The sequence below is a fragment of the Halomonas sp. 3F2F genome (genome assembly GCF_014897805.1).
GTDB lineage: Bacteria > Pseudomonadota > Gammaproteobacteria > Pseudomonadales > Halomonadaceae > Vreelandella.
This window is the reverse complement of record NZ_JABUZE010000188.1, coordinates 30,809-46,069: the sequence shown is the minus strand read 5'-3', so window position 1 is coordinate 46,069 and position 15,261 is coordinate 30,809. Positions and strand designations below refer to the sequence as shown.

The 15,261-nt window shown below is 49.7% G+C and carries 12 protein-coding genes; 10 read left to right on the top strand and 2 right to left on the bottom strand.

What is annotated here, in order from left to right; all coding sequences use genetic code 11:
* Window positions 1-174 precede the first annotated feature (174 nt).
* The 8 genes from INT21_RS19260 (at window position 175) to pepQ (ending at window position 9,018) form a co-directional block, all read left to right on the top strand.
* The gene (locus INT21_RS19260) at window positions 175-561 is read left to right on the top strand and encodes a glutaredoxin (RefSeq protein ID WP_193067711.1); all 387 of its coding nucleotides are present in this window, start codon (window positions 175-177) and stop codon (window positions 559-561) included.
* Between the two features lie 325 nt (window positions 562-886).
* Window positions 887-2,458: an ABC transporter substrate-binding protein gene (locus INT21_RS19255; RefSeq protein ID WP_193067710.1), complete on the top strand. Its 1,572-nt coding sequence runs from the start codon at window positions 887-889 to the stop codon at window positions 2,456-2,458.
* A gap of 151 nt (window positions 2,459-2,609) precedes the next feature.
* The gene (locus tag INT21_RS19250; RefSeq protein ID WP_193067709.1) at window positions 2,610-3,659 is read left to right on the top strand and encodes an ABC transporter permease; all 1,050 of its coding nucleotides are present in this window, start codon (window positions 2,610-2,612) and stop codon (window positions 3,657-3,659) included.
* The gene (locus INT21_RS19245; protein WP_193067708.1) at window positions 3,656-4,600 is read left to right on the top strand and encodes an ABC transporter permease; all 945 of its coding nucleotides are present in this window, start codon (window positions 3,656-3,658) and stop codon (window positions 4,598-4,600) included. Before INT21_RS19250 ends, INT21_RS19245 begins: the two co-directional genes overlap by 4 nt.
* Before the next feature lie 7 nt (window positions 4,601-4,607).
* Window positions 4,608-5,624, top strand: coding sequence for an ABC transporter ATP-binding protein (locus INT21_RS19240; protein ID WP_038483575.1), 1,017 nt, complete (start codon window positions 4,608-4,610; stop codon window positions 5,622-5,624).
* Entirely contained in the window at window positions 5,621-6,682 is a 1,062-nt protein-coding gene (locus INT21_RS19235) for an ABC transporter ATP-binding protein (RefSeq protein ID WP_193067707.1), read from the top strand. Before INT21_RS19240 ends, INT21_RS19235 begins: the two co-directional genes overlap by 4 nt.
* Window positions 6,683-6,731: 49 nt before the next feature.
* Complete coding sequence (locus tag INT21_RS19230) at window positions 6,732-7,643, top strand: LysR family transcriptional regulator (RefSeq protein ID WP_193067706.1); 912 nt, start codon at window positions 6,732-6,734, stop codon at window positions 7,641-7,643.
* A gap of 85 nt (window positions 7,644-7,728) precedes the next feature.
* Window positions 7,729-9,018, top strand: a complete 1,290-nt coding sequence (gene pepQ, locus INT21_RS19225) for a Xaa-Pro dipeptidase (protein ID WP_193067705.1) — start codon at window positions 7,729-7,731, stop codon at window positions 9,016-9,018.
* Between the two features lie 84 nt (window positions 9,019-9,102).
* On the opposite strand, the gene INT21_RS19220 is transcribed toward pepQ, so the two are convergent.
* Window positions 9,103-9,711, bottom strand: coding sequence for an OmpW/AlkL family protein (locus tag INT21_RS19220; protein ID WP_193067704.1), 609 nt, complete (start codon window positions 9,709-9,711; stop codon window positions 9,103-9,105).
* A gap of 531 nt (window positions 9,712-10,242) precedes the next feature.
* A complete protein-coding gene (locus INT21_RS19215; RefSeq protein ID WP_193067703.1) occupies window positions 10,243-10,716 on the bottom strand; it encodes a GAF domain-containing protein in 474 nt (157 codons plus the stop codon).
* 963 nt (window positions 10,717-11,679) lie between these two features.
* Here INT21_RS19215 and INT21_RS19210 point away from each other — a divergent pair.
* The gene (locus tag INT21_RS19210; RefSeq protein WP_193085591.1) at window positions 11,680-13,032 is read left to right on the top strand and encodes a TULIP family P47-like protein; all 1,353 of its coding nucleotides are present in this window, start codon (window positions 11,680-11,682) and stop codon (window positions 13,030-13,032) included.
* Window positions 13,033-13,098: 66 nt separating this feature from the next.
* A complete protein-coding gene (locus INT21_RS19205; protein WP_193067461.1) occupies window positions 13,099-15,261 on the top strand; it encodes a TULIP family P47-like protein in 2,163 nt (720 codons plus the stop codon).

Below are 15,261 nucleotides of genomic sequence, written 5' to 3'. Positions count from 1 at the left end.
ATCTAGTTCAAGGTAGGTCTTGGCTTTAAAACTAGCGCCTAAGCTCGTTCAGAAGTGACAAAACGCCCAGTTTGATGCAGGATGCGGCTACCTTTTTGCTCATGATCTTTTAGATACGATCATTCATACACATCCTAGCGCTGACCAATCTCAGTGTTGCCGAGGGAGCTTACAATGCGTGTTTTAATTCGCTATTTCTTCAGAGGTGTTCGCCTTATTCTAGCCCCCGTCATGTTGATCTCAGAGAAGCTTTCAACCCCTAAATCGGTCGAGCGTACCGAGGAAGAGCAAGCTAAAGTCGATGCCGCCTGTGAACACTTGGCTCTCTACCAGTTCCGGACATGCCCTTTCTGTATCAAAGTACGCAAAGAAATCGCTCGGCTGGGCCTAAAGATCGAACTGCGCGATGCTCAGCTAGACCCTGCCCATAAAAAAGCCCTTCAAGAAGGCGGTGGCAAAGTCAAAGTTCCCTGCTTAAAAATTAATCATGAAGATGGCCAGGAAGAGTGGCTCTACGAGTCAGATGCCATTAACCGCTGGTTACACCAAAATTTCGCTTAAAAACACCTTTATACAGATGCCGCTATTGAGCAGAAGCGCCTTAATAGCGGCTCACACTCCCTCCACCTTCGTCTAACCTCCCCTCCTTGCAAGGCCGTACCCAGCCCAGTCATTCAGCAGATGAATGATACCTCTCATTATTTCGATTGTATGACGCGCCCCACACTCTCTATGTTTATAGCGAACAGAATATTGTTAGAACAGCTGACAAGCTGACCGTGTCTGTTTTGCTGGTTTTTAAGAGCACTTAGTTTTAAACACACTGTTTTAAACACACTTGCTTTGGCCAGCAAAGTGAACAATAAACAATACAAAGGGAAACATTATGACGTTTAAGAAAACGCTACTGGCTTCTGTTATTGGTGCTGTGGTTGCAGGCACGACGATGCTGCCCATGACCGCGAGCGCAGAAACCCTGCGCATTGGTTACTCTGCCGATCCTGAAACCCTCGATATCCACGAGCAGTTATCTGGCGGCATGTTGCGCCTCTCACACTTAGCGTTTGACCCGTTGGTACGTTGGACAAAAGATTTCGAGTTTGAGCCGCGCCTGGCGACCGAATGGGAACAGGTAGACGAAACTACGACACGCATGACGCTGCGTGAAGGCGTCAAGTTTCACTCAGGTAACGATTTCACCGCCAAAGACGTGGTATGGACCATTGAGCGCCTGAAAGAGAGCCCCGATTATCGCGCTATTTTTGAGCCCGTCGCAGGCGCCGAAGCAGTTGACGATTACACTGTCGAAATTACCACCACTGAGCCCTACCCGCTACTGCTCAACCTTGCGACTTACATTTTCCCTATGGATAGCGAGTTCTACACGGGAGAAACGGAAAGCGGCAATGAAAAAGCAGAAATCGTAAAAGCGGGCAACTCATTTGCATCGCGAAATGCATCGGGCACAGGCCCATTTATTATCACTGAACGCCGCCAAGGTGTCCGCGTTGATTTTGAACGCTTTGAGGATTACTGGGATACCGAAAGCGAAGGCAACGTTTCTAAAATTGTCCTGACCCCTATTGCTGAGAATGCCTCACGCGTGGCGGCACTACTGTCAGGCGGCGTTGACTTTATCGATGCCGTACCACCCAACGATCTGGACCGTGTTCGCGAAGCCGATAACGCTAACCTAGTAGAAGTGGATGGTACGCGCATCATTGGCTTCCAAATGAACGAAGAGCGCGTTGAAGCCTTCCAGGATGCACGTGTGCGCCAAGCCGTTGATCTGGCGATTAACCAAGAGGGTATTGCCGACCGCTTAATGCGCGGCTTCGCCACGCCTGCAAGCCAGTTCTCTCCCGCAGGCTATTCCGGCCACAACCCTGACTTAGTGCCTCGTTATGACGTTGAACGCGCCAAAGAGCTGATGGCAGAAGCGGGCTACGAGGAAGGGTTCAGCGTTGACATGATCGCGCCCAACAACCGCTATGTGAACGATGCTCAGATCGCTCAAGCAGTGGCAAACATGCTGGCACAAATTAACATTAACGTTAATCTGCGCACGATGCCCCTCGCTCAATACTGGCCTGAGTATGATGAGCGTGCTTCCGACATGGCGATGATTGGCTGGCACGCTGACACCGAAGACACCGCCAACTTCTTCCAGTACCTCTCTTTCTGCATTGATGATGAGACTGGCGCTGGTCAGTACAACTATGGCAGCTACTGCAACGAAGAAATCGACGCACTTGTGACTGCGGCAGATAGCGAAACCGATCTCGAAAAACGCAATGAAATGCTGCGTGAAGCCGAAGCCATGCTTTATGAAGACGTGGGCTACATCACGTTGCATTGGCAGAACCTTGCCTACGGTGCAGCTAACGGCATCGATATCGAGCCGGTTGTTAACGCCCTAGACTTCCCCTACCTAGGTGATCTGGTAATTAGTCGCTAATTACCACGCTTACTTTCACACGTGCAAGGATGCTTCGTTCCCCAAAGCTTTGGGGGACGAAGCGTTGTATGTGGTTAACAGCCTCATCATAGGCTTCGCCCTAACTTGCAATTAATTCTCTATTAAACCTATGACATAGGTGGCGTACGCCATGATTGCTTTTTTAATCAAGCGCCTGATGCACGCGATATTGGTGATGTTTGTCATCAGTGTACTGGCCTTCGCCATCCAGGATAACCTGGGTGACCCTGTACAACAGATGGTCGGTCAGTCGGTTCCCGAAAGCGAGCGTGAAGCCATTCGCGAGCGCTTAGGCTTAAATGATCCGTTTATAGTTCAGTATGTACGCTTTGCTAAAAATGCGGTGCAAGGCGATTTTGGGTACTCCTACTTCTACCGCGAACCTGCGCTGGAAGTGATTGCTCGACACTTACCCGCAACCCTTGAACTGGTGTTCGCCGCCACGCTGATTATTGTGCTTTTTTCAGTGCCAATCGGCGTTTATAGCGCAATAAAACCTCGCTCTCCTATATCACGTTTTTTTATGGGCGCTTCGATCATCGGCATTTCGATACCGGTGTTTTTGACCGCCATTTTACTGATTCAAATTTTCTCGATTGGAATCACCATCACCCTGTTTCCTGAAAGTACCAGTTGGGGAGCTTGGCTAAATGGCCTGCTGTCGACAGAAGGCAATATGCCATCGTTTGGCCGTGGCTATGATTTAGTACATGTGGTAGGCCACTGGGACACCAACTTAGCCACGTGGAACGGTTTACAGCATTTGGTACTGCCCGCGATTTCACTAGCCTCGATTATGTTGCCGCTGTTTATCCGCCTGATTCGCGCAGAAATGATGGAAGTGCTGCAGTCAGAGTACGTGAAGTACGCCCGAGCCAAAGGCATTTCAATGCGACGCGTTTACTTTGTGCACGCGCTTAAAAACACCATGCTGCCGGTTATCACTGTTGGCGGCGTACAGATCGGCACCATGGTGGCTTACACCATTTTGACCGAAACCGTTTTCCAATGGCCGGGCATGGGACTGATGTTTCTTGATGCTATTAACCGAGCCGATATACCGCTGATTGTTACCTACCTGATGATTGTCGGCGTCATTTTCGTGGTGACGAACACCATTGTGGATTTGATCTACGGCTTCGTTAACCCCACCGTAAAACTGACAGGTAAGCCCGCATGACAACGCCCACAACAACGACTGCACCTAGCCGCTGGGAACGCCTGCGCGACTCCTACTTATGGTACAGCTTTAAGCGCGACCGCACGGCTCAACTGTGCCTCGCGATGTTTATTTGCCTAGTTATTGCAGCCTTTTCAGCGCCATTGCTAGCCCCTACTGATCCTTATGATCTACGTCATATCGACATTATGTCGTCCGAGCTGCCACCCTTTTGGATTGATGGTGCCGATGAACGTTACAGTCTAGGCACCGATGCCCAGGGGCGCGATTTATGGTCGATTATTCTCTACGGCACCCGCGTATCGTTATTGATTGGCTTTGGCGCGGTCATACTTCAAGCACTGCTCGGCGTAACGTTCGGCTTAATGGCAGGCTACCTAGGTGGCCGCATTGATGCTTTTTTAATGCGCTTAGCCGATATCCAGCTGTCATTTTCCACCCTGATGGTCGCTATCGTCGTGGGCGCGCTAGTGAAAGCCACCATGGGCAGCGCGTTCTACAGCCAATATGCCGTACTCATGCTTATTTTGATTATCGGGTTAGCCGAGTGGCCTCAGTATGCACGTACGGTGCGCGCCTCAGTACTGGCTGAGAAAAACAAAGAGTACGTCGATGCCGCACGCGTCATGGGGCTACGTAGCAAACGCATTATGTTCCGCCATGTGCTGCCTAATACCATGTCGCCGATTTTTGTTATCTCAACGGTGCAAATTGCCAACGCGATTATTTCAGAGGCTGCGCTGTCATTTTTAGGCTTGGGAATGCCCGAAACCCACCCCTCGCTTGGGTCACTCATCAAATCGGGCTTTGATTATATCCAATCGGGGTCTTGGTGGATCACTCTGATTCCTGGAGCAGTACTCATTGTGCTGGTGCTGTCTATCAATCTATTGGGCGATTGGCTACGTGATGTCATGAACCCACGACTCTATAAAGGCTGAGGACACCATGGCACTACTTGAAGTCTCTCAACTCGATGTACGTTTTGCCCTTCGCCAAGGTGAAGTGCGTGCTCTACGCGATGTCAACTTCACCCTGGAGCGCGGCGAGCGCTTAGGCATCGTAGGCGAGTCTGGCGCGGGTAAATCTGTGGCCGCCTTCTCGCTACTTAACCTAATCGCCAAACCAGGCTTTATAGCGGGTGGCAGCATAACGTTTGAAGGTCAGACGCTTAACACCATGTCTGAGCGCGGCCTGCGCAAAATACGCGGTAACCGCATCTCGATGATCTTCCAAGATCCGATGATGACGCTGAACCCCGTGCTCTCGATTGGTGAGCAGATGGTCGAGTGTTTAAAAGCCCATCGACGGATCTCCACCAAAGAAGCCCGCGCGATTGCACTGGACAAGCTGCAACAGGTACAAATCCCATCGCCAGAAACACGCTTGGATCAATATCCCCACGAGCTTTCTGGTGGTATGCGTCAGCGTATTATTATCGCCATCGCCCTACTGCTCGACCCCGATATTATCATTGCCGATGAACCGACTACCGCCCTGGACGTGACTATCCAAGCGGAAATCATGGCGCTGTTGCTTGAGCTATGCGAACAGCACAACGTGGGTCTGATACTCATCACCCACGATCTGGGGGTAGTGAGTCAGGTCACCCAGCGTATGTTGGTTATGTACGCCGGTCGCGTTATTGAGCAAGGCCTCACACGGGAAATCATCAACGATCCTCAGCACCCCTATACCCAAGGGCTGATCAACGCATTACCGCAAATGGCGACCCCAGGTGAAAAGCTCAACCAGATCCGTGGCAGCATGCCATCACTCTCTAACTTACCTAGCGGCTGCGCGTTTCATCCTCGCTGCGACTTCATCAATAGAGCAGATGGTCAACCACGGCCTGCCTGCACCCAGCAAGTGCCTGAATTTGTCGAATCCGGCAATTGCCGTGTCGCCTGCCATATGGTGGCTGAAATGCTTGAAGATCGTCGCCTGAAGGAGGAAACACAATGAGTGCTCAGGTCGAAACTCGCCACGCTGCGCCCACGCAAAATGAAGAGAGCAGCGAATCGCTACTACAAATTCGTGGCCTTAAGAAGCGCTTTTCATTATCAGGGGATTTTTTGGAACAGCTGCGCTTTAAAGGTGGCAAGCTGGTGCGTCATCAAGAGCATGTACACGCGATTAATGGCGTTAACCTTGATATCAAACGCGGTGAAGCGCTGTGTGTGGTCGGTGAATCTGGCTGCGGCAAGTCCACCGTGGCACGCACAGTAATGGGCTTACTCACCCCCACAGAGGGTGAGATTCGCTATGACGGGCAGCGCATTGATAATTTGAGCTCTCGCCAGTTATTACCTTATCGCAAGCGCATGCAGATGATTTTCCAAAATCCTTATGCCTCGCTTAACCCACGGATGACGATTCAACAAACGCTGGAAGAACCGCTGCGTTTGCACCACCCAGACTGGAACCGTGAGAAGATACTCGACAAGGTCCAAAACGTTATGGGGTCGGTGGGAATAGACCCCGATTGGGGCAAGCGTTTTGGGCATGAGTTTTCCGGTGGTCAGCGCCAGCGTATCGCCATAGCACGCGCCCTAGCCGTTGACCCTGAGTTTATTGTTGCCGACGAGCCCATATCAGCACTGGATGTCTCCATTCAGGCACAAGTACTCAACCTGCTGATGGAAGCGCAACAAGCGCGTAACCTGACCTATCTATTTATCACTCACGATTTGGCAGTGGTCGAGCACTTTGGCACCCGCGTAGCGGTGATGTATTTAGGCACGGTGTGTGAAGTGGCTACAACGGCAACGCTATTTGCGAAACCGCGCCACCCCTATACCCAAGCACTACTATCCGCTATTCCTCGCTTAAAAGATGACCGCCCCCAGCATATTCGTCTTACCGGAGAAGTGCCCACGCCGGTCAACTTACCGAGCGGTTGTGTCTTCCATGGCCGTTGCCCCCATGCCAACGCCCGCTGTCATCAGGAAATCCCTACCCTGCAAACACAGGGTGACGGCACTCGCGTTGCGTGCCACGCTGTTGAAGAAGGTCGGCTATGACGCCAATTTTAACGACAGCATCACGTTTGGCAGCACGACGAGGTAAGGCATGGAAATTCGCTGGCTAGAAGACTTTATCGCCCTGGCCAGAACGCGACACTTCTCTCGCGCAGCGGATGAACAGCACGTCACACAGCCCACCTTTTCCCGACGCATTAAATTGCTAGAGGAAGAGATGGGCGTGACGCTGATCAACCGGCAGACGTTGCCACTTTCGCTAACCCCGGCGGGAGAGGAGTTCCTGACACTGTGCGAACAGGTAACTGATCGTGTGCGCTTAACCCGTGACCGCGTGCGCGAAATCAGCGCCGGACAGCAGCGCCGTATCATGGTGGCTGCTCCACAGAGCTTACTCCCGCAGTTTTTGCCAGAATGGCTGGCTGCTACGGGTTGGCAGGAGCGCATACAGCCCTATTTGCGAGCAACCGGCTGGGCGGCGAGCGACTATTTTCAAGCACTTGGTCGGGCAGAGTGCGATCTTGCTATCTGCTATTGGCCAATCGGACGTTGCGATTTAGATATCGATACCAGTGCCTGCACGTATCGGATCATTGGCCACGAGCGCTTGATTCCTGTCACAGGCCTCGATGCGAATGGCACACCTTGCGCGTTGCTACCCGGCTCGCGCCAGCAACCCGCGCCTTGTCTGGCCTATCCAAAACGCGGCTTATTGGGCTCAGCGGTAAAGGCGCATCTCGCTCGCTTACCGCAGAGCACCTACCTCACGGCGCAAAGTGAAAACCTCTATGCGGCGGGTATTAAAGAGCTAGTGCTGCTCGGCTACGGCATGAGCTGGTTACCCGAACGCAACATAGCCGCTGAGCTCTCCAACGGCACATTAATCAGAGCCGGCGATAGCCGCTGGGATGTCCCGATGGAGCTACGACTATATCGGCACCAAAACCAGCATCACGCAGAGCTGGATAGCCTGTGGAGTGAGCTCGCTCCACCGCGCAGTTAAGCCCGTAGTTAAAGCAATAGCCCGACTTGATACCGTACCCTGAGCCACTAGCCAAGTCGCCATTGAAAAAAAGGACACCACCTGCATGTCAGCCTCTTTGTTTAACTTACAGCGCGAACACTTAGCGCATTTACAGCAAGCTTATGCAGACCTGTTAACCAGTCACAGTCTCGATAGCTTAGCCATCTATAGCGGCCACGCCAGCGCACACTTTGGCGACGACCAAACGCCAACCTTCCAAACTTACGGCCATTTTATGCACTGGGTAGGCATGGCCGATATTCAGCACAGTTGGCTAGTGATTCAACCCGGCAAGCGCCCGCAGCTGTACCTGTATGCGCCGGCAGATTTCTGGCATTTGCCCACTCGCCTGCCTGAAGAGCCATGGGTAACTGAGTTTGATATCCACCTGTGTAGCGAAAAGACCACACCAACGCTAGCGGGTCGCGCGGCAGTGATCGGTGATATTGAGGCCACCACACGTCAAGCATTAGACGCGCAGTATCAGCCCGAACCGCTGGTTAGGGCCCTCGATGAACTGCGCATGTTGAAGACCGCTTATGAAATAGCCTGCTTAAGCGAAGCCAACCGGCTTGCCATAGCAGGACATCAAGCCGCGCAGGCTGCTTTTATTGGCGCATCGGCTGAGTTAGATATTCAACTGGCCTACCTAGCTGCCAGCAGACAGCGGGAGTCTGATGTCCCCTACCAGAACATTATTGGGCTAAATGATCATGCGGGCGTATTACACTACCAACACTATGACCTAAACAGTCCCACGCAACGACATAGCCTATTGGTTGACGCTGGCCGCCGTTTTCGCGGTTACTGCGCAGATATTACACGCACTTATGCAGGCCCTGACGCGCCAGACATCTATCGTGATTTAATTGACGGTATTCACCAGGTAAAAGACACGCTAGTCGAAAGCGTTGCTCCAGGCGTCGAGTTCATTGCGCTACATGAGCAATTGCATCGTTTGCTGGCAGATATCCTTATTGCCAATGACCTTTTTCAGGGCAGCGCAGAACAGGCAATTGATGAGGGAATCACGCGAGCTTTTTGCCCACACGGTTTAGGGCATTCGTTGGGGCTGCAGGTTCATGATGTGGCAGGGCTTCGCCATCCAGATGGAACGCCCTCACCCGCTCCTGAGCAGCACCCAGCGCTACGTTTAACCCGTACGCTGCGCCCTGGCATGGTAGTAACGATAGAGCCCGGGTTCTACTATATCCCTATGTTGCTGGCCCCATTGCGCGACAAGGCACTACCGATTAACTGGAAAGTCGTTGATTCGTTAGCCAGCTGTGGCGGCATCCGTATTGAAGATAACGTCGTTGTCACAGAGAGTGGCTTCAAAAACTTGACCCCCTGACCAACAAAACGCCCGGCCCAAGGTGTAACTCCTCAGGCCGGGCGACTATCAGATCGAGGGCAAGATCACCCTGCGCACTTCTCGTTAGAAGCGGTAGGTAACGCCACCACCGATAGTAACGGGTTCCATGTTTACTTTACCGACCTTGTTACCACCTGCATTGATGTCGGCATTCACGTCTGCATAGCTAACGTAACCGTTTAACATGATGTTATCGGTAACCGCTAAATCAACACCTGCCTGACCGATCGCACCATAGCTTTCGTCAACGCTTAAGCCAGTGGGCTCGCCTGAGAAGCGAGTATAGTTCAAGCCAACGCCTACATAAGGCTGAACCTTAGAGTCTAAACCGCCCATCGGATAGTAGTTAACCAACAGATTAATCGGCAGGCGGTCTACGCTACCTGCGCTGCCACCAGGACTGGTGTTGAGGTCGTGTTCAAACTTCTCGGAGCTGTTCAGTTCAGCGCCAAGCTTATCGGTGAACAGGTAACCCGCGCCAAACGTAAATCCTCGCGCGCTTTGTACGTTTAGGTCTGCCGCGCCAACATTGCCATTTCCAGAACCCGTATCCGTTTGGGCGACACCACCACGTACGAAAACGTCACCTGCTGCGTGAGCGAGTGCTGCTTGGCTGGCGATCAAGGCGCTAGCGGTAAGAACAGCAGCAGAAACTAATTTTAATTTACTCATCAGGATCATCCTCTTACATCTTACTCGGGATTGGTGCCGGTAACTCCAGCTACCTATACAATATATACCAATCGAACAGTGTTTCCAAACTTATTGTGTTATTTTAATATAAGTTTTACATATCAAGCACTGCCGAAAAACAGAATCGGTTATAAAAGTCAAGCACAAAGGACAGACATAAAAAAAGTCCCCCGAAGGGGACCCAGGTGGAGCACGCCAGCTCACTCAGTGTATCGCTTACCAATCTCTGTCGGGGCGATGTAGCAAAGAAGGAAGAGACACCAATTGAACGCCTGGAACTCTGTTCATTTGCTTCTTACCTAATATATAGCGAACTACGTGCCAATTTAATTTTTAATGAATAAAAACAATATCTTATTAAAAATTAAAACTGAATACTTATCAAAAGGTGTTGTTGCCAATGCCAAAGCGCACCATCTATGCGCATGCTATGCGCATGACAGGTTGGTTTTGCCTCATAACGAATCGCTCAATTGGAAATTCCGTTTCACGTTGAGCAGAGAAGTGATTCTAGCGTGATCGGTTGATCTCGTCTTCAGCACATGCTGCTAAATCTTTTAACACCTGACGCTGCTGCTCATTTAAACGCCGTGGCACGGAGTCAATAATACAAAGCGTTCCTATCCTGAAGCCATCCACCGTTGTCATTGGTATGCCCGCGTAGAAGCGTATGCCTCTATGTACTTTTACCAAAACAAAGTCTTTAAAACGACTGTCTTGGCTGGCATCTTCAATCTCAAAAATTCCTTCTTCCTGAATGGTATGGGCACAAAGCGACTCTTCTCGACACGTTTGGGTAAGCGCGATCCCTTGTCGGGATTTAAACCATTGGCGATCTTCATCGACTAACGTTACCAGCGCAGCCTCTACACCAAAAAACTGGATTGCCAGCCGAGCAATCCTATCGAAACGCTCTTCTGGCGGGGTATCCAAAAGCGCTAGTTGGCGCAATGCCTGTAACCTTGCTTGCTCACCCTTTACCATGGCAACACCCTCTTCTTAGGTAATGGATAGCGTCATTCATGCAGCAATGCTGCTTAGATCGTTTTGATTAGTAAAATGTATGCATTAATTCATCTTTTGTCGCTGATTAGACAATTATTCTGCACTTACACTCGGCCTACTCTGATAACTATCACTTTATAATCATTAACTTAAATCAACCCTCACATCCTTTCAAGATAACACTCAAAATGTCTATTCTCGCGCCAATAATTAATTTAACCCCACAATTATGCATAGAGCCGTTCAGCTAGGCCCTCGGGTTAGCAAAAAACGCACCATATAACGGTAAATTGTCTTGCCCCGATATCATTGCTTAGGCTGCAAATCTTTAACTACCGGCGTATCCCCTACCCAGAGCTCTCCAACCACACATAAAGCGTTTGCAATCACTTAATTGAAAAAATTGTTCTCGCGGACATCTTCAATCTAAAAAAACCTTACCTTTAAACAACTTGGATACAAAACTTACTCCTTTAATCACGTCGACCAAGCGACAACCTAAGTTGAATTTACAGACAGCCATCGACCTAATTGGCTGTTATTTTTACGATAAATCATTACCACCAACTAAATTTAATAATGCAAAGCCAAAACACTGGAAAATACAATAAGATGGTCTACGCTAAGTCTTAATACTTTTTAACTATTTGGAATCACCAGAATTCTAATCGGCAGCTACTTAAGCCTGCGGAGATAACTGTCTGTTCAAACAGCTTTATTCTAAGCATTTTGGATCTTCTCATTAGGGCGAAAAATAATTTTTTATGTCTACTTTATTTCTCTTATAAGGTTTTATTGAGACACATAACATCTTACTTTCACTCGGTTACATTTCCGAAGAACCTTATCGATTGTTAAAGGCTTACCTAACTAAGCATTTGATTAATTTTAATTATGTGGCGTGGGATATAAAAAAGAGTCGGTCACAATAAAGGAGTGTGCATGGATACCTATCAGTACGACTACTCTTATGCACTGACCAAAGACAAGGTCAATGACATCATGAGTACCAACCTTGCATCGGTTTCGATGCCCCTTGTTTATACAGACCATGACTCTGTCACAGGTGCTGTTACCAATATTAATGTCAACCTCGACGTATGGAGCATGGCAGATGGGGGGCAGAACAGATTAATGAAGCTCAATATACCGATTAAAGAAGGTTTTATGAGTATATCGGGCCTGCCAGGCGTTAATGGCAGTTGGGATATGACTGGGGTTTCACTGCTGGTGGAAATTACGCTCGGCTGGCTTGGGCCCGGAAATCAACAAGAACTCGATGGCGAAGGCTCGCTGACCAGCTTAGTCTTCTCTCCCTCCGAAGCCAGCACACCCAATGACCCCGGCTATATCGCTATTCTCACTGTAACAGACCCATCAGGACAGATGACAAGTGCCGCCACCGGTATGCTAAAACAAATTGCGCAACAAGCATTTTATGAAAGCCGGGATAATCTGCAGTACATCTTCGCAGGTGTCGTTCCGGTGCCTGCTGGGGCGACCACATGGTTACGCCCATATAAGTGGCAATACTTTGTTGCATCTGGTGATATTGAAGCACTTTGCTTTCTGTCGATGCTCGATGATTCGCCATTTCCTGCCACCCCTGCGTTTGATTCCACAGCGCTGACGTCTGGTTGTAACGCTGTTGCACTGATTTCTCAACAAGCTTTTTTTAAAAACACGCTATTGCCCGGCGTTGAAGACACCTTTCCCAAGGGAACATTTGCTGTACACCAAACCAACCAGCATTCGGTTATTTCTAGTAATGGGGCGTTTGATGCGCAGATAGATGGCGACAATATTAACACCAACTCCTTTTCTCTTTGGCCTTCCGATGCTGGTGACGGGCTCCAGACATCCTCTGCTGGCGGAGGCCCGCTTACCTTCCTTTTTGGCCTAGCCGACCTGCCAGATGCCACCTATAGCTGGACGTCAAAAACTGTCAATCCGCTTTCTTTAAATTATTCGACCGGGGTGATGACTTTTGAAGAAGACCCTAGTCCACAGGCGACGCATGATCAGGATATTCCTTGGTATGACTACATCATCCTTGTTGGTCTAGGTTTAACGCTACCCGGTCTGATTGCCGATATAACCGATGCGGTCAACCATTATGGCGACCAAGTGAATGCTGTGGGCATGTCTAATATTAACGCCGCCGTGCAATCAACTTTTGATAACGATGTCGTCAACGTAGCCAGCCTTCTCGACTGGCAAATTGATGGACAGTCGTTCAGCTTGACCGAGGGAGGCCTAGACGGAGCCTTCTATTTCCGTGGAAACCTTTCCTGACCACCCCTCTTAGCTGATCTGAGCATAAGTTGGAGTGAATACTCATAGTGACGAAGGAGAAATACCATGACTGATAGCACTTCACTTGCCCCAGTTGCTGTAAAGGAAATTGACGCCCGTGCGGTTGCCGAGACATACAATTGGGATACCGTTGTAGCACTGCATTTTGACACGACCAACCGAGCACTTACTGACAACTGGAGCAGTGTTGATGATAGAGCCAAGAACATCTCACAGTCAGCCAGCGATGATCCAAGCTACCAACTCACAGCCAGTTTGGACGCTTGGCAGCTGTCTACCGGAGGCGATGGCAAGAACATCAATATGAGCGTTCCAGTTTCTGGTGGTAACTACCTAGCAGGTGGCCAAAGTTACTCACTGGATGGGCTTGGGATGAGCGTTATTATCCAAATTAATATGGATTGGATTCCAGACCCAGACCAGAAGGCTTTTGTGATCAACGAAGGGGTTGGTGCCATCGTTGCCGATCTCGATAATAGCGTTGTGGATGCTGCGCTTATCGAGGATTTTGCAACTAACGGTGTCACGATTAGCAGTAATTCTGCGCTGTCTACCGTTACGCCAGGCGCCGCTTGGGTGGTGACCGCGGAGGACAGCTCTTTCTATTACATGTTTTATAGTGAAGACAAGGATCAGGATAAGTTTCTCTCTGTCTATCAATACACTGATTCCTTCCAGAGCCAGCTTCGTGCCCTTAGTCAGGAAGCTGGCGGAACAGCTGCCGTCGTCGTTATGAACATCGTCAATCCACCAGATGCTGGCAGTATCGGTAACGCGGTATTACCAGAGCTTCTTAGTGAGTGGTTCAATACCAATATTGGCTATTTTAACTTCGTTTTCTCAGTAATAGATCTGACTCCCCAGCTCGGCCAGTCTCCCAACTATACCTGGATTGATCCCACAGCCACCAGTTATGCCGTGGTGGACGAGCAGACCATGGAAAGTTCAGTGATGGGTGTATTGACGATGATTCAGAACAATACTCCCGGATCAAATCATCAGGTGTCACCTAATGCCATTCCAACAGGCGAGGATGCCAACGGGGCCGATACAGGCTTGCTGATTAGCGGCCCGAACTTTGTGAAGAATATGATCCTAGCGGGTGCCAAGAACCTCTTTGACGAGGCGACAGACGAGGATTTCACTACATTTAATGATGGTCTGTCTGTAAAAAACGTCAATAAGTTGACTTACGGCTACTTCAAGATGGATGACGACCCGTCTGCCACAACGGCAGACGACGGTTATTCCTCTCAACTAGACGAAGGGATTCTCCCTGAGGGGCTGGTAAATGCCTTCAAGACTCAGGGCCAGTATGGATATATTTATAACCCTGACCTCCGAAACGATTCAGTTAAAGTCAACATCAAGGGAAGTCAATGGTTCCTAAGCGGTAACGGGGATGAGTACATCGTAGATCTCAATGACGGCAAACTCGAATTATACACCGCCACCCAAGTCACCATTGAAGCTAATCAGTTTGAAATGAATTTGGAACACAGTTTTCTGGAAATCAAATTCATTGACTTAACCTACCACCAAAGTTGGCAATACGACGTCCATATTAATTATACCGAGCAGGTGAGCCTAGGTCTGAAAACGGTCACGACGTCTTCCGGAGACACGAAACAGATTTTCAATTTCACCCAGTCCGTACGCAATATGACGGTCAATGTCACAAAAACCCAAGCCGAAATAGACTTTGAAATTGTCATGGGAGCGGTCACCGCGTCCCTCGCATTGATTGCTGTTATTGGCCCGGTTGTGGATGGCCTTGCTGCCTCTGCAGAAGTGACAGTTGCCAGTGTTGATGAAGGCTCGGCCCTTCTTGATGAAGAAAGCTTTTTCAGTGCACTTGGTGAGGACAGCGAGAGCGAAGAACAAAATGTCGCCAACGAAGAAGATGCGCTGGCGAATGGTGCTGAACAAGCTACAGGGCGAATGACGCGGATCAAAAATGCTTTCAATTCGACTCGCTGGAAAGTATTCGGTGGTGTCACAGCAGCTTTGACTGCAGCGTATGGTGTTGAAATGACCGTGGCGGCTATTTTGGAGTCTGTATACAAAAACGATTGGGAAAACGTGCCTGGCTTTGACGAGTTTGCCAACGATGCCATCGCGCCTTATACCTTCCCAGGTGTCAATGGATATGAGCTCAAATCAGCATGGCTCGCCGATTCTTTACAAATTGGCCTGAAAACCAAGTAA

Coding starts and splice junctions, on each gene's coding strand:
- INT21_RS19205 (WP_193067461.1), top strand. CDS start 13,099: ATGACTGATAGCACTTCACTTGCCCCAGTTGCTGTAAAGGAAATTGAC.
- INT21_RS19230 (WP_193067706.1), top strand. CDS start 6,732: ATGGAAATTCGCTGGCTAGAAGACTTTATCGCCCTGGCCAGAACGCGA.
- INT21_RS19235 (WP_193067707.1), top strand. CDS start 5,621: ATGAGTGCTCAGGTCGAAACTCGCCACGCTGCGCCCACGCAAAATGAA.
- INT21_RS19240 (WP_038483575.1), top strand. CDS start 4,608: ATGGCACTACTTGAAGTCTCTCAACTCGATGTACGTTTTGCCCTTCGC.
- INT21_RS19215 (WP_193067703.1), bottom strand. CDS start 10,716: ATGGTAAAGGGTGAGCAAGCAAGGTTACAGGCATTGCGCCAACTAGCG.
- INT21_RS19220 (WP_193067704.1), bottom strand. CDS start 9,711: ATGAGTAAATTAAAATTAGTTTCTGCTGCTGTTCTTACCGCTAGCGCC.
- INT21_RS19255 (WP_193067710.1), top strand. CDS start 887: ATGACGTTTAAGAAAACGCTACTGGCTTCTGTTATTGGTGCTGTGGTT.
- INT21_RS19210 (WP_193085591.1), top strand. CDS start 11,680: ATGGATACCTATCAGTACGACTACTCTTATGCACTGACCAAAGACAAG.
- INT21_RS19250 (WP_193067709.1), top strand. CDS start 2,610: ATGATTGCTTTTTTAATCAAGCGCCTGATGCACGCGATATTGGTGATG.
- pepQ (WP_193067705.1), top strand. CDS start 7,729: ATGTCAGCCTCTTTGTTTAACTTACAGCGCGAACACTTAGCGCATTTA.
- INT21_RS19245 (WP_193067708.1), top strand. CDS start 3,656: ATGACAACGCCCACAACAACGACTGCACCTAGCCGCTGGGAACGCCTG.
- INT21_RS19260 (WP_193067711.1), top strand. CDS start 175: ATGCGTGTTTTAATTCGCTATTTCTTCAGAGGTGTTCGCCTTATTCTA.